General features: G+C 54.1%; 21 protein-coding genes, 1 pseudogene and 1 riboswitch. Of the genes and pseudogenes, 9 read left to right on the top strand and 13 right to left on the bottom strand.

Features of this window, described 5'->3' with window-relative positions:
* Positions 1-219: 219 nt before the first annotated feature.
* On the bottom strand, positions 220-1,779 hold the full coding sequence (gene yoaE / locus IM303_RS16205) for a CNNM family cation transport protein YoaE (RefSeq protein WP_028013532.1): 1,560 nt from the start codon (positions 1,777-1,779) through the stop codon (positions 220-222).
* A gap of 462 nt (positions 1,780-2,241) precedes the next feature.
* Between yoaE and manX the strand changes: the two genes are divergently transcribed.
* The 5 genes from manX to mntP all read left to right on the top strand — a co-directional run bounded on the left by manX (position 2,242) and on the right by mntP (position 6,401).
* A complete protein-coding gene (gene manX / locus IM303_RS16200) occupies positions 2,242-3,210 on the top strand; it encodes a PTS mannose transporter subunit IIAB (protein WP_028013533.1) in 969 nt (322 codons plus the stop codon).
* Positions 3,211-3,257: 47 nt separating this feature from the next.
* Positions 3,258-4,058 carry a PTS mannose transporter subunit IIC gene (gene manY / locus IM303_RS16195; RefSeq protein WP_003859914.1) on the top strand — a complete coding sequence of 267 codons (801 nt, stop codon included), beginning with the start codon at positions 3,258-3,260 and terminating at the stop codon, positions 4,056-4,058.
* Between the two features lie 12 nt (positions 4,059-4,070).
* Entirely contained in the window at positions 4,071-4,922 is an 852-nt protein-coding gene (locus tag IM303_RS16190) for a PTS mannose transporter subunit IID (protein WP_006810994.1), read from the top strand.
* A gap of 54 nt (positions 4,923-4,976) precedes the next feature.
* Complete coding sequence (locus IM303_RS16185; RefSeq protein WP_048998664.1) at positions 4,977-5,435, top strand: DUF986 family protein; 459 nt, start codon at positions 4,977-4,979, stop codon at positions 5,433-5,435.
* A 198-nt stretch (positions 5,436-5,633) separates the two neighbouring features.
* A riboswitch (yybP-ykoY riboswitch) is annotated at positions 5,634-5,824 on the top strand.
* A 10-nt stretch (positions 5,825-5,834) separates the two neighbouring features.
* Positions 5,835-6,401: a manganese efflux pump MntP gene (mntP, locus tag IM303_RS16180; protein WP_041911997.1), complete on the top strand. Its 567-nt coding sequence runs from the start codon at positions 5,835-5,837 to the stop codon at positions 6,399-6,401.
* On the opposite strand, the gene rlmA is transcribed toward mntP, so the two are convergent.
* From rlmA to mgrB, 7 genes and pseudogenes are all read right to left on the bottom strand, one after another.
* Positions 6,398-7,213: a 23S rRNA (guanine(745)-N(1))-methyltransferase gene (gene rlmA / locus IM303_RS16175; protein ID WP_048998663.1), complete on the bottom strand. Its 816-nt coding sequence runs from the start codon at positions 7,211-7,213 to the stop codon at positions 6,398-6,400. The genes mntP and rlmA overlap by 4 nt on opposite strands.
* Before the next feature lie 67 nt (positions 7,214-7,280).
* Positions 7,281-8,999: a peptidoglycan glycosyltransferase FtsI gene (ftsI, locus tag IM303_RS16170; protein WP_028013537.1), complete on the bottom strand. Its 1,719-nt coding sequence runs from the start codon at positions 8,997-8,999 to the stop codon at positions 7,281-7,283.
* Between the two features lie 217 nt (positions 9,000-9,216).
* Complete coding sequence (gene cspE / locus IM303_RS16165; RefSeq protein WP_001062678.1) at positions 9,217-9,426, bottom strand: transcription antiterminator/RNA stability regulator CspE; 210 nt, start codon at positions 9,424-9,426, stop codon at positions 9,217-9,219.
* Positions 9,427-9,439: 13 nt separating this feature from the next.
* A pseudogene (locus IM303_RS16160) lies at positions 9,440-9,584 on the bottom strand (DUF2627 domain-containing protein).
* A 524-nt stretch (positions 9,585-10,108) separates the two neighbouring features.
* A complete protein-coding gene (locus tag IM303_RS16155; RefSeq protein ID WP_075206584.1) occupies positions 10,109-11,098 on the bottom strand; it encodes an MBL fold metallo-hydrolase in 990 nt (329 codons plus the stop codon).
* A gap of 23 nt (positions 11,099-11,121) precedes the next feature.
* On the bottom strand, positions 11,122-11,412 hold the full coding sequence (locus tag IM303_RS16150; RefSeq protein WP_047364849.1) for a YebO family protein: 291 nt from the start codon (positions 11,410-11,412) through the stop codon (positions 11,122-11,124).
* A 74-nt stretch (positions 11,413-11,486) separates the two neighbouring features.
* On the bottom strand, positions 11,487-11,630 hold the full coding sequence (gene mgrB / locus IM303_RS16145) for a PhoP/PhoQ regulator MgrB (RefSeq protein ID WP_006175995.1): 144 nt from the start codon (positions 11,628-11,630) through the stop codon (positions 11,487-11,489).
* A gap of 159 nt (positions 11,631-11,789) precedes the next feature.
* Here mgrB and IM303_RS16140 point away from each other — a divergent pair, with 159 nt between their 5' ends.
* Positions 11,790-12,029 (top strand): YobH family protein, encoded by a 240-nt coding sequence (locus IM303_RS16140; RefSeq protein ID WP_041909477.1) that lies wholly within the window; start codon positions 11,790-11,792, stop codon positions 12,027-12,029.
* Between the two features lie 66 nt (positions 12,030-12,095).
* Here IM303_RS16140 and kdgR read toward each other — a convergent pair whose 3' ends face one another.
* The gene (gene kdgR / locus IM303_RS16135; RefSeq protein WP_014884288.1) at positions 12,096-12,887 is read right to left on the bottom strand and encodes a DNA-binding transcriptional regulator KdgR; all 792 of its coding nucleotides are present in this window, start codon (positions 12,885-12,887) and stop codon (positions 12,096-12,098) included.
* A gap of 178 nt (positions 12,888-13,065) precedes the next feature.
* On the opposite strand from kdgR, the gene IM303_RS16130 reads away from it, so the two are divergent.
* Positions 13,066-14,439 carry an MFS transporter gene (locus IM303_RS16130; protein WP_048998658.1) on the top strand — a complete coding sequence of 458 codons (1,374 nt, stop codon included), beginning with the start codon at positions 13,066-13,068 and terminating at the stop codon, positions 14,437-14,439.
* A 50-nt stretch (positions 14,440-14,489) separates the two neighbouring features.
* Here the strand turns inward: IM303_RS16130 and htpX are convergent, their stop codons facing one another.
* The 4 genes from htpX to IM303_RS16110 all read right to left on the bottom strand — a co-directional run bounded on the left by htpX (position 14,490) and on the right by IM303_RS16110 (position 18,913).
* The gene (gene htpX / locus IM303_RS16125) at positions 14,490-15,371 is read right to left on the bottom strand and encodes a protease HtpX (RefSeq protein WP_010432647.1); all 882 of its coding nucleotides are present in this window, start codon (positions 15,369-15,371) and stop codon (positions 14,490-14,492) included.
* Positions 15,372-15,564: 193 nt separating this feature from the next.
* Positions 15,565-17,613 (bottom strand): carboxy terminal-processing peptidase, encoded by a 2,049-nt coding sequence (gene prc, locus IM303_RS16120; RefSeq protein WP_028013542.1) that lies wholly within the window; start codon positions 17,611-17,613, stop codon positions 15,565-15,567.
* Between the two features lie 19 nt (positions 17,614-17,632).
* Complete coding sequence (gene proQ, locus IM303_RS16115) at positions 17,633-18,319, bottom strand: RNA chaperone ProQ (RefSeq protein WP_028013543.1); 687 nt, start codon at positions 18,317-18,319, stop codon at positions 17,633-17,635.
* A 96-nt stretch (positions 18,320-18,415) separates the two neighbouring features.
* A complete protein-coding gene (locus tag IM303_RS16110) occupies positions 18,416-18,913 on the bottom strand; it encodes a GAF domain-containing protein (protein WP_048998656.1) in 498 nt (165 codons plus the stop codon).
* A 132-nt stretch (positions 18,914-19,045) separates the two neighbouring features.
* Between IM303_RS16110 and yebS the strand changes: the two genes are divergently transcribed.
* Together yebS and IM303_RS16100 are read left to right on the top strand one after the other, a co-directional pair.
* Positions 19,046-20,329, top strand: a complete 1,284-nt coding sequence (gene yebS, locus IM303_RS16105) for a membrane integrity lipid transport subunit YebS (protein ID WP_041909475.1) — start codon at positions 19,046-19,048, stop codon at positions 20,327-20,329.
* The gene (locus tag IM303_RS16100; protein WP_045260305.1) at positions 20,298-22,931 is read left to right on the top strand and encodes a PqiB family protein; all 2,634 of its coding nucleotides are present in this window, start codon (positions 20,298-20,300) and stop codon (positions 22,929-22,931) included. Before yebS ends, IM303_RS16100 begins: the two co-directional genes overlap by 32 nt.
* Positions 22,932-22,987 lie beyond the last annotated feature (56 nt).

Here is a 22,987-nt window from a genome sequence, read left to right as displayed (position 1 = left end):
GCAACGGATGGGCGAATTTCTCCCTTCATTCTCGTCTCCTTCTTCTTTCCCCACTACACTTTTACGGTCGCGGCTGCTCGCGCTCGGCCTGACATCAGGCAGCGGCTAAATAGCGAACGGGTTGAGAGAGAAGCAGGCGCGGTAGTAGCCACAATGGCTGGCGGGAAAATCTTCCCCGCCAGAAGATCGTAACGGGCACATCGTACCCGTTAAGCAGACTTATTCGTCTTCGTCGTGTGCAGACTGTTCTTTAACAATGCGGACCAGATCGACGCGGTAGTCGTTAGCTTCAACGATAGTGATGTGCAATGGAGGAAGCTCGATCACATCCCCGACGCGGGGGATCTGACCGTTTACGGCGATAACCAGCCCCGCCACGGTTGCGATGTCTTCTTCATCGTTAACCACGTTTTCCAGCCCCAGCGTATGCGAGAGCGCGTGCAGGTCGGTCGCACCTTTGACCAGCCAGCCTTCGCCGTCGGCCACAATCTCAGGCGTTTCGTCTTCATCCGGGAATTCACCGGCAATCGCTTCAAGCACGTCCAGCGGCGTCACCAGCCCCTGTACCACACCAAACTCGTTGGTGACGATAACAAAGCTACCGCGCGCGCGACGCAATACGCCCAGCAGGTTGATCGGATCCAGCGTTTCCGGTACGACAATCGCTGGCGACGAAGCTGCAATGGCCTCCACGTTGACGCCCTCTTCCAGCGCCACCAGCATCTCTTTCGCCCGAACCACGCCGATGATTTCATCCAGCTCACCGCGGCATACCGGGAACAGGCTGTGCGGAGATGAGAGCAATTGCTGACGAATTTCATCCACGCTCAGGTTTGCATCGACCCAGCTAATTTCCCCGCGCGGCGTCATGATGCCGCGCAGCGAGCGGGAAGCCAGGGAGAGCACGCCGTTAATCATGTAGCGTTCTTCTTCCACAAACGCCCCTTCCGGAACCGGCACCGGGTTACGGTTTTCAGGGTCAGACTGGACGTTCACCTGACGGCGTCCGCCCATCAGGCGCAGAATGGCGTCCGCCGTACGGGCGCGCAGCGGCTGATTTGACTGCTGCTTAATAAAGTTACGGCGCGCAATCTGGTTGAACAGTTCGATCAGGATCGAGAAGCCAATCGCGGCGTACAGGTAGCCTTTCGGAATATGGAAGCCGAAACCTTCCGCCACCAGGCTCAAACCAATCATCAGCAGGAAGCTCAGACAGAGCACGACCACCGTCGGATGCTGGTTGACGAAGCGCGTCAGCGGTTTCGAGGCCAGCAGCATCACCGCCATCGCAATCACGACAGCCGCCATCATCACCGGCAGGTGGTTCACCATACCGACCGCGGTAATCACCGCATCCAGCGAGAAGACTGCATCCAGCACCACAATTTGCAGCACCACGACCCAGAAGCTGGCGTAGCCCTTACCGTGACCATCATCATGCTGCCGGTTCTCCAGCCGTTCATGCAGCTCTGTTGTCGCTTTGAACAGCAGGAATATCCCCCCGATTAGCATGATCAAATCACGGCCGGAGAAGGTGTAATCCATGACGGAGAACAGCGGTTTGGTCAGCGTGACCATCCACGAGATCACGGAGAGCAGCCCCAGTCGCATGACCAGCGCCAGCGAGAGCCCAATCAGACGCGCTTTATCACGCTGTTTTGGCGGCAGCTTATCCGCAAGGATGGCGATAAACACCAGGTTATCAATACCGAGAACGATCTCCAGCACCACCAGCGTGAGCAGTCCCACCCAGATTGACGGGTCCATTAAGAATTCCATGACAAGCTCCTGCTAAAGGAATGACAAAACGGTGCCCCACTCAACGTAGGCAAATAAGAGGCAGACAGAGTTGATACGTGGCGTGGTTCGCCGGTGAAAAAGGCGCGGAATGGCCTGGTAGATGACTGACGTCGGTGACGGTCCATATAGTGGGCTGTAGCCCTATACTCCTGATCAAGTAAACGGAGGCTAAACATATCAGAGAGACTGTGTTTTTAGCAAAGATTTACGTTCCTTTGCAAAGTTCTGTAACACAGCGGCTATACGCTACAGATAATTCTGTAACGCGTGGCTAAATTACGGATCTTCATCACATAAATTATTTTTTCACTATCTAAAATAATTCGCGGAAGTCTTAGTTTTTTAAACTCTAACCCTTATCTGAATCGATTCGGTTCGCCAATACGATTCTCAGTACGTCTGCCCGGCAGGCGTATTAATGATAATAAAAGGAGGTAGCAAGTGACCATTGCTATTGTCATAGGCACACATGGTTGGGCTGCTGAGCAGCTACTCAAAACGGCAGAGATGCTGTTGGGCGAGCAGGAAAACGTCGGCTGGATCGATTTCGTTCCCGGTGAAAATGCCGAGACGCTGATTGAGAAGTACAACGCTCAACTCGCGAAGCTGGATACCAGCAAAGGCGTGCTATTTCTCGTCGATACATGGGGCGGCAGTCCGTTTAATGCTGCCAGCCGCATTGTCGTCGATAAAGAGCATTATGAAGTCGTCGCCGGGGTAAACATCCCCATGCTGGTGGAAACCTTTATGGCACGCGACGACAACCCAGGCTTCGATGAGCTGGTCGCGCTGGCCGTTGAAACCGGCCGCGAAGGGGTGAAAGCCCTGAAGGCTCAGCCGGTTGAAAAACCCGCCCCTGCCCCGGCTGCGGCGGCACCGAAAGCAGCAGCACCGGCAAAACCGATGGGACCGAACGATTACATGGTTATCGGCCTGGCGCGTATTGATGACCGTCTGATTCACGGACAGGTTGCGACTCGCTGGACCAAAGAGACCAACGTACAGCGTATCATCGTGGTCAGTGACGAAGTGGCCGCCGACACTGTCCGTAAAACCCTTCTGACTCAGGTTGCACCACCGGGCGTTACCGCGCACGTGGTGGATGTCGCCAAGATGATCCGCGTTTACAACAATCCGAAATATGCGGGTGAACGCGTGATGCTCCTGTTTACTAACCCGACAGACGTCGAGCGCATTGTTGAAGGCGGCGTGAAAATCACCTCCGTGAACATCGGCGGTATGGCTTTCCGTCAGGGCAAAACGCAGGTCAACAACGCGATTTCAGTTGATGCGAAAGATATCGAGGCGTTTAACAAGCTGAATGCCCGCGGTATTGAGCTGGAAGCCCGTAAGGTTTCCACTGACCAGAAACTGAAAATGATGGATTTGATCGGTAAAGTTGGGAAATAAGCCCGCGCCGGTTTTTCACATAAAGCTTATGTTATAGGAGAAGTACAATGGAGATTACCACTCTTCAGATTGTGCTGGTGTTCATCGTCGCGTGTATTGCGGGTATGGAATCCGTACTTGATGAATTTCAGTTCCACCGCCCTCTGGTGGCCTGTACGTTGATCGGTGCCGTTCTGGGTGATATGAAAACCGGTATCATCATCGGTGGTACGCTGGAAATGATCGCCCTGGGCTGGATGAACATCGGTGCCGCCGTTGCGCCTGATGCCGCACTGGCCTCTATCATCTCAACCGTTCTGGTTATTGCCGGTCATCAGAGTATTGGTGCAGGTATTGCCCTTGCCATTCCTCTGGCCGCAGCAGGCCAGGTGCTGACCATCATCGTTCGTACCATCACCGTGGCCTTCCAGCACGCGGCGGATAAGGCGGCCGAGAACGGCAACCTCACGGCACTCTCCTGGATCCACGTGTCGTCCCTGTTCCTGCAGGCGATGCGTATCGCAATCCCGGCGGTTATCGTTGCGATCTCTGTCGGCACCAGTGAAGTTCAGGGCATGCTGAACGCGATTCCTGAAGTGGTCACCAGCGGTCTGAACATCGCGGGCGGTATGATCGTCGTGGTAGGTTACGCGATGGTCATCAACATGATGCGCGCGGGCTACCTGATGCCGTTCTTCTACCTCGGCTTCGTCACCGCAGCATTCACCAACTTCAACCTGGTTGCGCTGGGCGTGATTGGTGCCGTGATGGCGATTCTCTACATCCAGCTCAGCCCAAAATACAACCGTGTTGCGGGTGCCCCAGCGCAGGCTGCTGGTAACAACGATCTCGATAACGAACTGGACTAACAGGTGAGCGAAATGGTTGATATGACAAAAACTACCACCGAGAAAAAACTCACTCCGGGTGATATTCGTGGCGTGTTCATCCGTTCTAACCTGTTTCAGGGTTCATGGAACTTCGAACGTATGCAGGCGCTGGGCTTCTGCTTCTCTATGGTGCCGGCGATAAAACGCCTCTACCCTGAGAACAACGAAGCACGCCGTCAGGCAATTAAGCGTCACCTGGAATTCTTCAACACCCATCCTTACGTCGCGGCTCCGGTTCTGGGCGTGACGCTGGCGATGGAAGAGCAGCGTGCGAACGGCGCGGAGATTGACGATGGTGCCATCAACGGTATCAAAGTCGGTCTGATGGGTCCGCTGGCCGGCGTGGGCGACCCTATCTTCTGGGGTACTGTTCGTCCGGTCTTCGCGGCGCTGGGTGCCGGGATCGCGATGAGCGGCAGCCTGCTCGGTCCTCTGCTGTTCTTTATCCTGTTCAACGCGGTACGTCTGCTGACCCGTTACTACGGCGTGGCCTACGGCTACCGTAAGGGCGTGGACATCGTTAAGGATATGGGCGGCGGCTTCCTGCAGAAACTGACCGAGGGGGCGTCTATTCTCGGCCTGTTTGTGATGGGGGCGCTGGTTAACAAGTGGACGCACGTGAACATCCCGCTGGTGGTTTCAACCATCACCGGTCAGGATGGTCAAACCCGCGTTACCACCGTGCAGACCATCCTCGACCAGCTGATGCCTGGCCTGGTGCCGCTGCTGTTGACCTTCGCCTGTATGTGGCTGCTGCGTAAGAAAGTGAACCCGCTGTGGATCATCGTTGGCTTCTTCGTCATCGGTATCGCGGGCTACGCTGTCGGCCTGCTGGGCCTGTAAAACATTGCGTTATCGACCGGGGGCTTGCCCCCGGTCTTTTTATCTGGAGGATGAATGACTGTTACGGACATCGTACTGGTGTTGTTTATTGTTGCCCTTCTGGCTTACGCGATCTATGACGAATTCATTATGCCTCGCCGTAATGGCGAGACGCTGCTAACCCTTCCCCTCTTACGCCGTGGACGCATTGATGCATTTATCTTCGCCGGCCTGGTGGTCATTCTGATTTACAATAACGTGACCAGCCACGGTGCAATATTAACCACATGGTTATTATGTGCGCTGGCATTAATGGCGATTTACCTGTTCTGGATCCGCTCGCCAAAACTCATTTTTAAAAAACAGGGATTCTTCTTCGCCAACGTATGGATAGAATATAACCGCATTAAAGAGATGAGTTTATCCGAAGACGGCGTGTTAGTGATGCAATTAGAACAGCGCCGCCTGCTCATTCGGGTCAAAAATATTGATGACCTTGAGAAAATCTACAAATTACTCGTTAAAACTCAATAATTTAACATTATAACCTCGGCTATATATTGTAATATTCTTTCGCAAAGAATATAGCCGTTGCTATATCTTCTCTCCTCTTTGACTTATATTTATTAACGATATTTTCACGCATAAACCTAAATGAAAATCGTTATCAAAGACGCAGATAAATTAAGCTTTGCTCGTTGTTGTTTTATATTCTCAAAATATGTTAAGGTTGCGCCCGTCGTTGGGGAGTAGCCGATTTCCTGCACGCAGGAAATGTACGCGTCAACATACTCGTTGAAAAACGTGGCGCGTACGGATCGCTTTCAGCACGCTTACCGTGCAAAAGAGATCAGGCGAGACCATAGATACATCAACTGCTGTTTACTGGGGGCAGTGATGTGTCATATGGATATCCCCGGTCTGGACGCTCTTATGAACATCTCCGCTACGATCCTTCTCGCTTTTGGCATGTCCATGGATGCATTTGCCGCCTCCATCGGCAAAGGCGCCACGCTTCACAAACCTAAATTCACAGAAGCTCTGCGCACCGGTCTGATCTTTGGTGCCATCGAAACGCTGACGCCGCTCATCGGCTGGGGTTTGGGCATGCTCGCCAGCCAGTTCGTGCTGGAGTGGAACCACTGGATTGCGTTCGTCCTGCTGGTGTTTCTCGGAGGCCGAATGATGATTGAAGGTTTTCGCGGGAATGATGATGAAGATGAAGCACCGCTGCACCGCCACGGTTTCTGGCTTCTGGTGACAACCGCTATCGCAACCAGTCTTGACGCCATGGCCGTCGGGGTGGGTCTGGCATTCCTGCAGGTCAATATTATCGCCACCGCGCTGGCCATTGGCTGTGCAACGCTGATTATGTCCACGCTGGGCATGATGGTCGGGCGGTTTATCGGCCCGCTGCTGGGTAAACGCGCCGAGATCTTAGGCGGTATTGTGCTGATCGGCATTGGTGCCCAGATCCTCTGGGCACACTTCGCGCCTTAAGCGTCGCGCTGCCAGACGTGGATACTGAAATCTGTCTGGCAGACAAACGTCGTCCGAGCCGCTAACGCATCCCATACTTCCGGCTTTGCCCGCCACGCGAACGGCGTCATCTGCAGCAGGGCTACCGCTTCTTCCCCGTTCAAATTCATTTCATACGCAACTGAATGCTCCTGCTTCAGCGTAAAGCCTGTCAGCTGTTCAGAGTGTGGGGCATGCAGACGCACCTCGTCGTAAATGAGTCCCTTCAGCTCCATCAGGTGACGCGGACCCGGCGTGACGGTTATCACCCAGCCTCCGGGCTTCACCACGCGCGCCAGCTCATCTGCTTTACACGGCGCGTAGATGCGGATAATGGCATCCATACTGGCATTATCAAACGGCAGCCGGTGGCTGGATGCCACGCAAAACGTCACGCCAGCGTAACGTTTAGCCGCCGCGCGGATCGCCACTTTCGACACGTCAAGACCGAATGTCACGGCCCCCTTCTCCCGCACCACATCCGCAAACCGTGCGGTGTAGTACCCTTCCCCGCAGCCGATATCAAGCATGGCGGACGCCGAATCAGGCAATAAGTCACCCAGCATCTGCGCTACCGTCTCCCGTAGCGGCAGATAGTGCCCGGCATCGAGAAACGCCCTGCGCGCCTGCATCATCTCTGCGCTATCACCCGGATCGCGGGAGCGCTTGTGCTGCACCGGAAGAAGATTCACATACCCTTCTTTCGCCATATCAAACTGATGTCCCTGCGGACAGGCATAACTTTTATCTGAGCGCGTCAGTGACGCGTGGCAAAGGGGACAGCTGAAGGACATGGAAACTCCGGGAGATAAACCAAAGGGCGAAGTGTACCGCTATTCGCCCTGCTATAAAACGGCTGGATTACCGCATGACGATAAGGTGGTCTGAACCGGCCGGCAGGCCATCGGGTTTGATATTCTCCAGGCGCAGCACGTTGCCCATGATTTCGCTGAAGACCGGCGCGGAAACCGCCCCGCCATAGTAGGCCCCGTTTTGAGGATCGTTAATCACTACCACCAGGGCGAAACGCGGGTCGCTGGCAGGCGCAACGCCTGCGGTATAAGCGACGTATTTATCGACATATTTGCCGCTATCATCAATTTTCTTCGCCGTCCCGGTCTTAACCGCCACGCGATAATCGCGAACGGCGGCCTTAACGCCCCCGCCGCCGGGCAGCGCGACGCTTTCCATCATGTGCTCCACTTCATGCGCGATCTCCTCCGGCATGACGCGGTGGCCGATAACCGGGGGATCGATGCGGGTGATGGAGAGTGGACGCTCAAGCCCGAAGCCGCCAATCGTCGCGTAGACGTGGGCAAGCTGGAGCGGTGTGACCATCAGGCCGTAGCCAAAGGCAAAAGTCGCGCGGTCTAGCTGACTCCAGTATTTACGCTGTGGCAACAGCCCGGCGCTTTCGCCCGTTAACCCCAGCCCCGTGTTGGTGCCAAACCCAAAGTTTCGATAGGTATCAATAAGATGCTGGACAGGCATCGCCAGCGAGAGCCGGGATACGCCGGTGTCGCTCGATTTTTGCAGGATCCCGGTCATGGTCAGCTCAGGATAATAACCCACGTCGCGGATACGATGCCCGTCAAGGGTATACGGGTGGGTATCAATGACACTGTCCGGCTGGACCAGCCCCTGCTGCAGAGCCGTCATCAACACCAGCGGCTTAACGGTCGAACCGGGCTCGAACGTATCGCTGATTGCCCGGTTGCGAAAATCGTTTATCGTCGCGCCTTCACGGTTATTGGGATTGAAATCCGGATAGCTCGCCATGGCGAGTATTTCCCCGGTGGGGATATTAATGAGCACCGACGCCCCTGACTCGGCCTTATTCCAGGCGACGGCATTGTCCAGCGCGTCTTCGGTAATGGTTTGCAGCCGCTCGTCAATACTCAACTGGATGTTATGTGCCGGCGTGGGCGCCACTTCCGTCAGGTTTTCAACCACGCGCCCGTAGCGATCCTCCCGGACCTGTCGGACACCCGCTTTACCGGTCAGCTGAGTGTTGAAGCTTTTCTCCACCCCTTCAATGCCCTGCCCGTCAATATTGGTGAAGCCAATCAGGTTCGCCGCCACGTGGCCTGCCGGGTAAAAGCGGCGGGATTCATCGCGCAAATTAATGCCGGGTAAATTGAGCTTATCAATCCACTTCGCCTGAGCAGGATCGACCTGACGCGCCAGGTAGATGAAGCGTCCCTGGGGGTTGGCGTTAATCCGTGATGAAAGGGTGCTCAACGAAAGATGCAGCGCGCTCGCCAGCGCCTGCCAGCGTTCATCAAACCCAACGCCCCCTTTTGCCAGCACCGTTTTTGGATCGGCCCATACGGCCCGGACGGGCACGCTGACCGCCAGCGGTCGGCCTTCACGATCCATAATCATCCCACGCGGCGCATCAATCGCCAGCTGACGGAGGGATCGCATATCTTCCTGCTTCACCAGATTGTCAGGTTTGATGATTTGTAGCCAGGCAACGCGGCCAAGTAAAAAGGCCAGACTGCAGAAAATAGCGAAACAGAGCAGCGCGAAACGCGCCGGCGTGAAATTGCCAGCGGTTAATATCAATTTTTTCTTCACCTGAACCCCAGGGCTGTTAAACAACGCTCTGATTTAACGAGAAAAGATGCGCTTAGGGAGGCGAAACTGTGATACTAACCTCGCAGCTTTGCAACAAGTTGCTAACAAGACCGTAGATAGTAATATTTTGAAAGATAGGGAATAAAAAAGCCCCGCATGATGCGAGGCTTTATGTCTGAGAGTGAAGCGCTATGCGCCCCAGTCAGCAGCGGTTCGATCAGATAGCAGTTACGTTAACTGCAGCTGGGCCTTTCTGGCCGTCCTGAATTTCGAACTCAACGTTCTGGCCTTCGGCCAGAGTTTTGAAGCCGTTACCCTGGATTGCAGAGAAGTGTACGAACACGTCTTTGCTGCCATCAGCAGGAGTAATGAAACCAAAACCTTTAGACTCGTTGAACCACTTAACTTGACCTTTAATCTTTGCCATTTTGCAAAATTCCTTAGAGTGTTTTCTTAGCCCGCAGGCATTAACTGAGATAAAACTGAGACATTACTGCATGAGGCACTAATATAAGGTTCGGCAGAGAAGCGGTATTCAACGACAACGTGTTTACTCAGGACTTCTTTACTGAAAATGCCACACATAAACAGAACTGTACCTCGTTTGACCCAAAACGTGTTATCACACACTATGTTTAATATGGCAAGCCATTTTTAAACATGTCTCGATCCGCCGCACAAATTCGAACACTGTCTGTAAGGAATTGCACAATTATGCGCTTCTCAAACAGACGGCTATACTCCCTTACACAGACTCAACGCTGCTTGCACAACCGCTGTAATCTAAGACTTTTTTAACATAGCTCAATCATTACAATGCGTCCAGCATTCGGGAAAAGAAATCTTTGGCGTTGATTGAGTTAGAACAAATTGTGAAAACTTATGCTTAAATCATTGTAACGTGACCGTATTGTTTCAGCCAAAAAGGATGTTAATAATCCGCACCCTTCTGTATTAAAATCCATCAGGTAATTAGCAGTGTTATGCACCAAAATAATGAAATTTTTATGACTCTGCATCAAAACAAGGCAAGCAAAACGTTTCGATAAAATTAAAATTTTCCTGACGACGAATACATACACAATATACGCAACAATTTATCGCTTCGTTTATAAGGGTAAATACTCGCCAACTTTCAGTATCCTGAAAGTATTATTAACTGGTGCTACATTATCCAGCGCATCAGTTAATTCTTTTATGGGGTCATCCAGCGCTTCATCCGCCAGCTCAAACACGCCCCAGTGAACAGGGAACGCCAGCGGGCAACCTAACTGTTGCCACAGCGCAACGGCAGACTGGGGATCCATATGGTGTACGGCCATAAACCATCGTGGAGCATAGGCGCCAACGGGCAATGCTGCAGCATCAATTTTCCCCAAACGTTCCGGTATCAACAGCAGCTCAGGCGAATAGCCGGTATCACCACTAAACCAGAACCGGTGATGCCGCCCTTCAAAGACCCAGCCGCACCACAATGAGCGATTGCGGTTCCAGAGCGTGCGCATACTCCAGTGCTGCGCCGGTACGGCGGATAATGTTATCCCCTGCCAGGTATAACTCTGCCACCAGTCGAGCTCAACCACCTGTTTTGCGCCCCGGCGGCGAAACCAGCCGCCCAGGCCTAAAGGAACAAACACGCTAACGTCCGGAAAGCGTTTGAGAATGTGGCGAACAGTGAGTTCATCAAGATGATCGTAATGGTTATGCGAGATAACGACCGCGTCAAGCTGGTGCAGCTGATCGACAGAGAGTGCCGGAGGCGTTCTACGCTGCGGCCCTAAGAAAGGAAGTGGAGAAGCGCGCCTTGAAAAAACGGGATCGGTAAGAAGGAAATTGCCGTCCAGCTGCAGCAGGATGCTCGCATGTCCGAGCCACCACGCCCCATCCTGCTGCGGCTGCTGAAGATCGGCCGGTTGCCACCACCGCCGGATAAAGTCATCGTAGCCGAGCGCGGGCGGCTTCGGTAAGCCAGCTGCTTTGCGTTCTTTGCGCCAGCGGTCAAGGTCGCCAGGCTGGTGTCCTGCAGAAGTGGTATTACGAAAACCGTTTGGGGTGTGATGTTTCAGGGAGGGGTCATACCAGGGATTTTTCCAGACCACTGCCACCTCCCGGAATAATACGATTAACGCTCAGCCACCAGGCGGATAAAATCGTCTTGATCGTTGTTCTCGTCAGCGACCGCTTCTTTTTGTGCTTCTTTCTCTTCCGGCTCGTTAGCCTCGCACAGACGACGCAACAGTGCATTCTGCCGTTTTTGCTGCTCAAGCAGCGCTTCCAGCAGTTCGATCTGCTCATTGGTACGTGAACTGGCACGGTTTACGAAAAACCAAATGACCAGCCCCACCAGCAGAACAACCAAAGAGATCGTCAGGGATGCCATATTTAGCAGCCCTGAATTCAGTAACTCACCCATTTCACCACCTCAATAAAAACGTCTATTTTACCACTGGCGCGAAGGAAGGAAATCACCTGAAGAAAAAATGCGTGCTACCACGGAATAAACTTATTGATTGCGCAAACGCCGCTAAAAAACTGTACATCCTGATCGCACATCACGTTGATAGTCTGCGTCCACAATACCACGCACGCTATCAGCACGATAATCAGAATCACCCAGCGTATTTTTTTCACTCCACACTCCGTTTACAGACCTGATATGACCAGGTTATCACGGTTATCTTAAACAAGGACTAACTGTAGCGCCATCAGGCTCTTTTCAGAATCCTGCACTTGTTTCATTACGTAAACCGGTTAGGCTAGCATCATGATAACAATGATAAAGAGGTAATAATGCGCTTAATTATTCGTACAATTGTTGCACTGGCGATACTCTGGATTGGCCTTCTTTTAACGGGTTATGGCGTGCTGGTGGGAAGCACCGAAAACGCCGCAGGGTTAGGCATTCAATGTAAGTATTTAACAGCACAGGGAGTCAGCACGGCGCAGTATCTCCATTCTGATAGCGGGATCATTGGGTTAACCAACTGCCCGGTACTGCGTAAGACCTCCGTCGTGATTGATAATGGCTGAGCCACAGCGTTAACGACGAATAAAAAACGCCGCAAAGATGCGGCGTTTTTTTTATGCTAACCGGGGTTAGAACGGATAGTCGTGGTAACCCATCTGTTCAGAAATCTTACGCGCGGCGGTATGCAGAATAGCCACGTACTCGTGCAGGCGCTCTTCCGAGAAGCGAAGCGTTGGGAAAGAGATGCTCAACCCCGCGATCACGACGCCAAAACGGTCAAACACCGGAACGCCAATACAGCGCAGCCCTTCTTCCTGCTCTTCGTTATCTTCGCCGTACCCTTGCTCACGCACCTTGTCGAGCACCGTTAATAACTCATCGGTGTTAGTAATGGTGCGTTCTGTGCTGCGTTTGTACTCCACGCCATCGAGGATCTGTTTAACTTCTTCACGATCGCGCCACGCCAGCAGAACCTTACCGATTGCCGTGCTGTAAAGCGGGTTGCGACGACCAATGCGCGAATACATACGCAGGTTATACATGGAGTCAATTTTATGGATGTAAACAATACTGTCTTCATCCAGCGCGCCCAGGTGGATAGTCTCCTTGGTCAGGCGGGAGATCTCGCGCATCTGAATATCCGCGCTACGGATCAGATCCACGTTTTGCAATGCCCGGGCACCCAGTTCAAACAGTTTCAGCGTCAGAGAATATTTTTCAGATTCGCCTTCCTGTGCAACGTAACCCAGTGATTTCATGGTTTGCAAAAAGCGGTAAACGGTGCTTTTCGACATCATCACGCGCTGTGACAACTCTGTGATACCAATTTCACGCTCTTCCCCGAGCGCCTGTAAGATGCCAAACACCTTCAGCACGGAAGAAACTGAATCTGGCTGTTTATCCAAATCCGCAATTGCCATTTACCACCTCATAGAGAGTGTTTTATAAAAATCAGAACCGGTTTTTATTATAAATTCCCGTCATGTTACCTGCAATCAATCCGCGTTTACTTCGTTACAAATCTGCGACATAAAACGGTGTTAACGATGCTAAAATAGTTACCCTGAGAATAATTTCACTCTGAGCTATTTATCCCCGATGGAAAAGAACCTTTCCGATGGCCTGCCTTTGCCCCAGCGGTATGGCGCTATCGCTACGATTATTATTGGTATCTCAATGGCCGTTCTTGACGGCGCGATTGCGAACGTTGCCCTTCCCACCATTGCCACCGATCTGCATGCTTCCCCGGCCAGTTCGATATGGATTGTTAACGCCTATCAGATTGCGATTGTGGTTTCCCTGCTCTCCTTTTCTTTTCTGGGCGATATGTTCGGCTACCGTCGGGTATATCAGTGCGGGCTGGTGGTATTTACCTTTACATCACTGCTGTGCGCCCTTTCGGACTCTCTGCATACGCTGACGCTGGCGCGCATCGCGCAAGGTTTTGGCGGCGCGGCGCTGATGAGCGTCAATACGGCGCTAATCCGCCTAATTTATCCGCACCGCCATCTGGGCCGCGGCATGGGGATAAATTCGTTTATTGTCGCGGTCTCTTCTGCCGCAGGGCCAACGATTGCAGCGGCCATTCTTTCTGTCGCCTCGTGGCAGTGGCTGTTCGCCATAAACGTACCGCTGGGTATCGTAGCCATCTTCTTTGCCCTGCGATTTCTCCCCGCTAACGGCCCGAAAAACACCATGCCGCGCTTTGACGTAGCAAGCGCGGTGATGAATGCGCTCACCTTTGGTCTGCTGATTACCGCCCTGAGCGGTTTTGCGCAGGGTCAATCCCTGATGCTAACCGCCGTGGAGCTTGTTGCCCTGCTGGTGACGGGCTTCTTCTTTGTTCGCCGCCAGCTTTCCCTGCCGGTGCCCTTACTGCCGGTCGATCTGCTGCGTATTCCCCTCTTTTCGCTTTCCATCTGCACCTCCGTCTGCTCATTCTGCGCCCAGATGCTGGCTCTGGTTTCTCTGCCCTTCTTCCTGCAAAGCGTGATAGGACGTTCCGAAGTGGAGACCGGGCTGCTGTTAACCCCCTGGCCGCTGGCGACGATGGTGATGGCCCCCCTGGCAGGTTATTTAATAGAACGTGTACATGCCGGTTTGTTGGGCGCGGTGGGGCTGGCCGTGATGGCAACAGGTCTTTTCGCGCTGGCGCTGCTTCCATCATCGCCAGGGGATCTGGACATCATCTGGCGCATGATTCTGTGCGGAGCCGGGTTTGGCCTGTTTCAGTCCCCCAACAACCACACCATTATTACCTCTGCGCCGCGCAACCGCAGCGGAGGGGCCAGCGGCATGTTGGGGACCGCGCGTCTGCTGGGGCAAAGCACCGGTGCGGCGCTGGTTGCCCTGATGTTTAACCTTGCCGGGCAAAACGGCAACCACGTTGCGCTTCTCACCGCAGGTGCGCTTGCCACCCTTGCAGCCATCGTCAGCGGGTTGCGCGTGACCCAACCCGGCGTTCAGGCATAAAAAAAGCCGGGCGGAGTCTTCTCCTGCCCGGCTTATTTAAGCGCTTAGCGTTACTTCAGGTATTCTCCACTGCGCAGCGCTTCAATACGTTTATCCAGCGGCGGGTGAGACATAAACAACTCGCTCAGCGACTTTGATTTGCCGTTGATGCAGAAGGCCATCATGCTGTTCGCTTCCTGCGGCTCGTAGCTGGTTTTCAGACGCTGCAGGGCGGCAATCATCTTTTCACGCCCTACCAGCTTCGCTGAACCGGCATCCGCATGGAACTCACGGTGACGGGAGAACCACATGGTGATAATGCTGGCCAGAATACCGAACACCAGTTCCAGCACCATCGATACGGCGAAGTAGATCAGCGGATTACCGTTGCTCTCTTCACCTTCATCACGGTTGCCGCCCATGAAGCCAGCCGCAATCTGCGCCAGGATACGGGAGATGAAGATAACGAAGGTGTTCACCACACCCTGAATCAGGGTCATGGTCACCATGTCACCGTTGGCGATATGGCTGATTTCGTGCGCGATAACCGCTTCGGCTTCATCACGGCTCATGTTCTGCAACAACCCGGTGCTCACGGCAACCAGCGACGCATCACGACGGGCACCCGTAGCAAACGCGTTAATATCCGGGGCATGGTAAATAGCAACCTGCGGCATCGCAATGCCTGCCTGCTTAGACTGCTGTGCCACCGTATTCATCAGCCACTGTTCCATGTCGTTACGCGGCTGTTCAATCACTTCACCGCCTACGGATTTCAGCGCCATCCACTTTGACATCAGCAGGGAAATGAAAGAGCCACCAAAACCAAACAGCAGCGCCATAATCAACAGACCCTGAACGCTGCTCGACTGAATTCCCGTCAGGCTTAGCACTAGCCCGAAAACCACCATCACCGCCAGGTTGGTGAGCAGGAAGAGCGCGATTCGCATCATAATTTTCTTTTAACCTCAGTTTAACAAAACGCACTATGCGATTACCCACATCGTATGGGTATTACGGCTATTTTCAAGCATCCGGTGGGCGTAAGTCACCAGAAAGACACAACTTTACACAATTGGAAATCAGCCTGACGGAAGGATGCAGAACAAAAAGAAACAGGCACAATTTCTTGTGCCTGTTGGGAGATTATTTTGCCGGAGCGGGCTGTACGGCAGGCTTCTCTTTTTCCAGATTCGCCAGGTCGAGCGCGATATGCACCGTCTCGTCCAGGTACGGATCCGGCTCCTGGTAATCTTTTGGCAGATCGTCCAGTTTCTTGAGCAGAGGCTTACCTTCTCGCTTGAAGCGATCGTTGATACGCGCCAGACGCGTTGCGTCGTCCTCGTTGTTCTCTTTTTCACGCTGAGCGTAGTTCAGAGAAACAATATTCCGCTTATCTTTCAGGGCATTGAAACGCGCAATGTCCTTCATTATGTACTGGAATTCCGGGTCTTTCGCGATGCGTTCATTATGCGCTTTCAGCAGCTCAGGGCCAAACTGCGTCATATCACCTGCCTTCACGAATGTCGCAGCATTGATGCTGTCCCACGGCAACGCGTTATCTTCAAACTTCTCGCCGGTTTCGGTCTCTTCCGTGCCGGTCGGCATCATGATATCCGGCGTTACGCCTTTACGCTGCGTACTGCCGCCGTTAACGCGGTAGAACTTCTGAATGGTGTACTGAACGGAGCCCAGCGCAGGCCATTCCGGACGCAGCATCTGATCGTAAATACGGTTCAGCGAGCGATACTGCTGAACAGTACCTTTGCCGAAGGTGGGCTCCCCCACGATTAGCGCGCGGCCATAGTCCTGCATTGCAGCGGCAAAGATTTCAGATGCGGACGCGCTGAAGCGGTCAACCAGGACCACCAGCGGGCCTTTGTAATAGACCACACCGTCGTTATCAGCATCTTCACGAACTTTACCGTTGTTATCTCGCACCTGTACAACCGGGCCAGACGGGATAAACAGGCCTGAGAGCGACACCGCTTCGGTCAGCGCACCGCCACCGTTCGTGCGCAGGTCGATAATGACGCTGCTCACGTTCTGCTTCTCAAGTTTCTGCAGCTGAACTTTTACATCGTCGGTCAGCCCCACGTAGAAGCCAGGGATATCCAGGACACCCACCTTCTCTTTACCCACGGTTTTCACCGACATTTTCACCGCGCGGTCTTCCAGACGGATACGCTCGCGGGTCAGGGTCACGATACGGGTTTTGGTGCCTTTACCGGCAGGCAGAATTTCCAGACGAACTTTGCTGCCTTTCGGACCTTTGATCAGCGCAACCACATCGTCCAGACGCCAGCCAATGACATCAACCATGCTCTGACCGGTTTGTCCTACCCCCACAATGCGATCGCCTACGCTTATCGCTTTGCTTTTGGATGCCGGGCCGCCCGCGACCATGGAGTTGATCACCGTGTAGTCATCATCCATTTGCAGTACCGCGCCAATACCTTCCAGAGACAGGCTCATCTCAGTATTGAACTGTTCGGTATTGCGTGGAGAGAGATAGTTGGTGTGCGGATCGATTTCGTGCGCAAAGGCGGTCATCGCCAGTGAGAAAACATCTTCACTGTTGGTCTGCGCCAGACGGCGAATGGCAAATTTGTAACGACGCGTCAGCGTGTCGCGGATCTCTTTTTCATCTTTGCCGGTCAGCTTGAGGCTCAGCTCGTCGTATTTGACCTTTCCATCCCACAGCGCGTTCAGCTCGGCTTCGTCTTTCGGCCAGGGCGCTTTGCTGCGATCGAGATTAAAGGTATCGTTGCCGGTGAAGTCCATTGGACGTTCCAGCACTTTCAGCGCGTACTGATAGCGTTCAAAGCGGCGCTTCTGCGACAGGTTGTAGAGATCGTAGAACAGATCCAGCTTGCCTGACCGCAGCTCATCACCCACCTCGGATTTGCGCTTAGCGAACTGCTCGACATCGCTGGCGAGCAAAACGTTATGGCTGTAATCCAGCAAGTTCAGATAGCGGTCAAAGATTTTGGCCGAAAAGGCCTGATCGAGATCGAACTGACGATAGTGCGAGCGGGTAAAGCGAGAGGTTACACGCTCGCTTACCGTCGCGTGCTGCGTCTCTTCCTTGAGTACCGGAATTTGATCAACACGCGTGATATCGTCCACTGCGAAAGCGTGACCTGTTATGGCAAACAGGCCCGCCAGCGCGGTGAGCTTAAAAAAAGTGTTCATGCCAGGCTTGGCCTCCGTTTCAGAACAACAAGTGTTCTGCGCGTACAATCATTGACATACCAGAAGTCAGCTGTACACGAACGCCATCTTTGGTGATTTCCAGTACGGTGGCGTCCATTGCGTTGTTGCCCGCTTTTACTTTCAGAGCCTGACCCACGCTCAGGGCGTTAATGTCAGAAACCGGAGTATGGCGCTGCTCTTCACGAGGCGCACGAGGGGCTTTCGCTGCTGGTTTGTCTGCACGCGGTTTGCGATCGTTATTGTCGTGACGACGCGGCGCAGGACGTGGTTTACGCTCACGACGAGGCGCTTCTTCCTGGCCGTTTGCCGCTGCGGCTTCGCGTTTTTTCGCCTGCTGTTCTGCACGTTGTGCCTGAACGCGTGCTTTGGCTTCTTCCAGCTGCTTGCGCGCGTGTTCTACGTGCTGCTCGTCCAGCTCGCCACAAGGGTTGCCGTCGAGATCCACGCGGGTCGCGCCCGGTTTGATACCGTACAGGTAACGCCAGCTCGAAGTATAAAGACGTAAGGCAGAACGCAGCTGAGTTTTGCTGAGGTTCATTTCCCCTTCAACACGCGCTACCAGATCCTGAAAAATACCGACTTTCAGGGGACGTGCTTCACCTTCCGCGCTGAAGCACTGAGGGAAACGCTCGGCCAGAAATGCGATAACTTCTTTACTGCTATTCAACTTAGGTTGATTTTCCATGAAATTTCCTGATTACAACGGACGTTGCCAACAAGCGCAGGCATGAACAGGCGTCATTATAATGACGCTATCAGTAAATGCTACGTTATCCGTTGATTATCCTGCGACGCTCGCAAAGAATTTTTGATAATCGGTTGCAGCGAGGACGTTTTCCAGATTCGCCACCAGCTCGTGCAGCCCCTGTTCGTCCTCGGTTGTAAAGCGACTGAAGACCGTACTGTCGATATCCAGAACGCCAATAATCTGATTTTTTACCACCAGCGGCAGAACGATCTCTGAATTGCTGGCAGCATCACAGGCGATATGCCCGTCAAAGGCATGAACATCTTCCACGCGCTGAACCTGATTCTCGGCCACCGCGGTACCGCATACGCCGCGCCCTACCGGAATACGCACGCAGGCCAGTTTGCCCTGAAACGGACCCAGCACCAGCGTTTCACCTTCCAGGAGATAAAAGCCAGCCCAGTTCACATCGGATAGCCGTTCGAACAGCAATGCGCTAGTATTTGCCAGAGTGGCTAAGAAGCTGGTTTCACCTGCCATCAATGCCTTAAAATCGCGGTTCAGATCCGCGTAGAATTCTGTTTTGTTCATTATTCAATCACTTAGTTGTCTTACAAAATTACCGCATAGCCTATTAAAATAAGCAATAAATGCGCTCATGCTCAAGATGAATCCGTTCATGAGTTAATATAACGTTCAACAATACTTATTTGCGCGCAGCTGATGGCCTTAAAAACAACCAAAATTACGCCGACAAAAAAGATAACTGTCCATACGGTAAGCGACGCTTTGCCTCGTGCACATTATCAGCGTTGCCCCCAGTGCGATACGCTTTTTATGTTGCCGAAGATGAAATCGCACCAAAGCGCCTTTTGTCCCCGCTGTGACGCTAAAATTCGTGACGGCCGCGACTGGTCGTTAACCCGCCTTGCCGCTATGGCCGTTACCATGCTGCTGCTGATGCCCTTTGCCTGGACCGAACCGCTTCTGAAGCTTTACCTGCTTGGTGTGCGCATTGACGCCAACGTGCTGCAGGGTATCTGGCAGATGACGAGCCAGGGCGATCCTCTCACCGCCGCCATGGTACTGTTCTGCGTTGTCGGCGCGCCGCTGGTGCTGGTTGCAGCCATTGCCTACCTGTGGTTTGGTAACATCCTCGGAATGAACCTGCGTCCGGTATTGCTGATGCTGGAAAAGCTTAAAGAGTGGGTCATGCTGGATATCTATCTGGTGGGCGTGGGCGTGGCATCAATCAAGGTGCAGGACTATGCCTTTCTGCAGCCGGGCGTCGGGCTTTTTGCATTTATCTGCCTGGTATTGCTCAGCATCCTGACACTGATCCACCTGAACGTTGAGCAGCTTTGGGAGCGTTTTTACCCGCAGCGCCCTGCCACCCGCCCGGATGAAAACCTCCGCGTCTGTCTGGGATGCCATTACACCGGGTTGCCCGACAAGCGTGGACGCTGCCCGCGCTGCCACATACCGTTGAGGTTACGACGCAACAACAGCCTGCAAAAATGCTGGGCGGCGCTGATTGCCTCCCTGGTGTTTCTGTTCCCGGCCAATATGCTGCCGATATCCATTATTTACGTGAACGGTGGCCGTCAGGAGGATACTATCCTCTCCGGTATTATCTCCCTTGCGCACAGTAACGTTGGGGTGGCGGCCATCGTCTTTATTGCCAGTATCCTGGTTCCCTTTACCAAAGTGGTGGTGATGTTTACCCTGCTCGTCAGCATTCACTTTAAGTGTGAACAAGGTTTACGTACCCGTATTCTGCTTCTGCGATTCGTCACCTGGATTGGCCGCTGGTCAATGCTGGATCTGTTTGTGATTTCGCTGATGATGTCGCTGATCAATCGCGACCAGCTTCTTGCTTTTACTATGGGACCCGCGGCTTTTTATTTCGGCTCTGCGGTGATATTGACTATTCTTGCTGTGGAATGGCTGGATAGCCGCTTACTTTGGGATGCACATGAGTCAGGAAACCCCCGCTTCGCCGACTGAAGCGAGAATTAAAACTAAACGCCGCATTTCGCCATTCTGGTTGCTGCCTGTCATCGCCCTGATGATTGCAGGCTGGCTTATCTGGACGAGCTATGAAGATCGCGGCAGTACCGTCACCATTGATTTTCAGACCGCCGACGGCATCGTCGCCGGACGAACCCCCGTTCGTTTTCAGGGGGTCGAAGTCGGTACGGTTCAGGACATCTCCCTTGGAAAAGGGCTTAACAAGATTCAGGTGCGGGTCAGTATAAAATCTGACATGCAGGATGCTCTTCGCAGCGAAACGCAGTTCTGGCTGGTGACGCCGAAAGCCTCCCTGGCCGGCGTGTCCGGGCTGGATGCGCTGGTTGGCGGCAACTACATCGGCATGATGCCGGGCAAGGGTGAACCGCAGGATCACTTTGTCGCGCTGGATACGCAGCCGAAATACCGCCTCAATAACGGCGATCTGATGATCCATCTTCAGGCACCGGATTTGGGCTCGCTGAACAGCGGCTCGCTGGTCTACTTCCGCAAGATTCCGGTTGGCCGCGTGTACGATTACAGCATCAACCCGAATAAACAGGGCGTCACCATTGATGTGCTGATCGAGCGTCGCTTCACCAATCTGGTGAAAAAAGGCAGCCGCTTCTGGAACGTGTCCGGCGTGGATGCCGACCTGAGTCTGAGCGGTGCAAAAGTGAAGCTGGAGAGTCTGGCCGCCCTGGTTAACGGTGCCATTGCCTTTGACTCCCCGGAAAACTCAAGCCCTGCCACGGCCGATGACACGTTCGGTTTATACCCGGATCTGGCGCACAGCCAGCGTGGCGTGATCGTTAAGCTCGTTCTGCCTGATGCCAAAGGGCTGAAAGCGGGGTCAACGCCGCTGATGTACCAGGGACTGCAGGTCGGCCAGCTCACCAAAATGACGCTCAACCCTGGCGGTTCGGTCACGGGCGAAATGACGGTCGATCCGAGCGTGGTCGATCTCCTGCGCGAGAAAACGCGCATCGAGATGCGCAGCCCTAAACTCTCTCTGAACGATGCCAGCCTCAGCACGCTGCTGACCGGAAATACCTTTGAACTGATCCCCGGTGAAGGCCAGCCCAGCAATAGCTTCGTCATTGCCCCGGCGGATAAAGCGCTGCTGCAAAAACCGGGCGTCGTGACGGTTACGCTCAATGCGCCTGAAAGTTACGGCATTGAGGCCGGTCAGCCGCTGATTCTGCACGGCGTACAGGTGGGTCAGGTGCTGGAGCGAACGCTCTCCGAAAATGGCGTGAGCTTCTCGGTAGCTATCGATCCGCAATACAGCAACCTCGTCCATGGCGACAGTAAGTTCGTGGTGAACAGCCGCGTCGACGTGAAGGTGGGTCTGGACGGCGTGGAGTTCCTCGGCGCCAGCGCCAGCGAATGGGTTAACGGCGGTATTCGCATTTTGCCGGGCAATAAAGGCGCCGTTCGAGACAGCTACCCGCTGTACGCCAACCTGGACAAAGCGATTGAAAACAGCCTGAGCGATATGCCAACCACGACCCTGACCTTAAGCGCCGAGACGCTGCCTGACGTTCAGGCGGGCTCCGTGGTGCTCTACCGCAAGTTTGAGGTTGGGGAGGTGATCGCCGTTCGCCCGCGTGCGGACGCGTTTGATATCGAACTGCATATCAAGCCCGAGTACCGCAAGCTGCTGACCCCAAACAGCGTCTTCTGGGCCGAGGGCGGCGCGAAGGTGCAGCTTAACGGCAACGGCCTGACCGTGCAGGCCTCCCCGCTCTCGCGCGCGCTGCGCGGGGCGATCAGCTTCGATAACCTCAGCGGCGCGGGCGCGAACCTGCGTAAAGGCGATAAGCGAATTCTCTTCCCGTCCGAAACCGCCGCGCGTGCCGTGGGTGGGCAGATTACCCTGCATGCGTTCGATGCCGGCAAGCTGGCGGAAGGCATGCCAATTCGTTACCTGGGCATTGATATCGGGCAGATCCAGAAGCTGACGCTCATCACCTCGCGCAACGAGGTGCAGGCCACCGCCGTGCTTTATCCGGAATATGTGCAGACCTTCGCCCGCTCGGGTTCCCGCTTCTCGGTGGTAACCCCGCAGATTTCGGCCGCGGGCGTTGAGCATCTCGACACCATTCTGCAGCCTTACATCAACGTCGAGCCCGGTCAGGGCAAAGCCCGTCGTGATTTCGAGCTGCAGGAAGCTACCATTACCGACTCGCGCTACCTTGGCGGCCTGAGCATTGTAGTGGAAGTGCCGGAGGCGGGCTCGCTTGGCATCGGTACGCCGGTGCTGTTCCGCGGCATTGAGGTGGGTACGGTTACGGGCCTCACGCTCGGCACGCTCTCCGACCGCGTGATGGTGGCGCTACGCATCAGCGAGCGTTACCAGCATCTGGTGCGTAATAACTCGGTGTTCTGGCTGGCATCCGGCTATTCGCTGGACTTCGGCCTGACGGGTGGCGTGGTCAAAACCGGTACCTTCAACCAGTTCATCCGCGGCGGTATTGCGTTTGCCACCCCGCCGGGAACGCCGCTGGCGCCGAAAGCGCAGCCGGGTAAACACTTCCTGCTGCTGGAAAGCGAACCGAAAGAGTGGCGCGAATGGGGAACGGCCCTGCCGCGTTAATCTGACAGGCTCCGGTGTCAACGCACCGGAGCCTTTATGTTACACTGCGCACCTGA

Source organism: Enterobacter cloacae complex sp. P38RS (assembly GCF_014930775.1).
In the GTDB taxonomy this organism is placed as follows: domain Bacteria; phylum Pseudomonadota; class Gammaproteobacteria; order Enterobacterales; family Enterobacteriaceae; genus Enterobacter; species Enterobacter bugandensis.
Note: the sequence above shows the minus strand (reverse complement) of the source record. Positions and strands in the feature narration are given on the sequence as shown.